The following is a 425-nucleotide window of genomic DNA, read 5'->3' on the forward strand; positions in this document are numbered from 1 at the left end:
AACCACAATGATGACATTTAAGTTGACCATACAAACGGTGTTCAACCAACCAACTTGAGCAATTGATACAATGAAAACGATGCCCACAAACCCGACATAGCGTTAAAGGTGCATAACCTCGCCTGTTGAGAAAAAGAAGAGCTTGCTCTCCTTTGTCTATAGTTTGTCTTAAAGCACGTTCAAGAACAGAAGAAATAAAGCGCCCCTTTTCTACCCCCCCTTTGCGCATATCCACCACTTGAAAGTGAGGCAGCGCAGCTGCCTGGCAACGCGATGATAAAGCAACCCGCTGATAACGCCCCCCTAAAACATTAACCTGGCTTTCAATTGAAGGTGTAGCCGAAGATAAAATAATAGGGTACTTTTCAAAAGAACCCCCTGCAACCGCCATATCACGCGCCTGCTAAAAAACACGTTCTTCCTAT

The 425-nt window shown here is 44.7% G+C and carries 1 pseudogene; it reads right to left on the reverse strand.

Annotated features, from left to right (window positions below):
* Positions 1-421 (reverse strand): annotated as a pseudogene (locus tag J7R13_RS09045) (primosomal protein N'); the annotation flags it as partial.
* Between the last annotated feature and the right edge of the window lie 4 nt (positions 422-425).

This window comes from Bartonella taylorii 8TBB, assembly GCF_902825155.1.
GTDB classification, from domain to species: domain Bacteria; phylum Pseudomonadota; class Alphaproteobacteria; order Rhizobiales; family Rhizobiaceae; genus Bartonella; species Bartonella taylorii_A.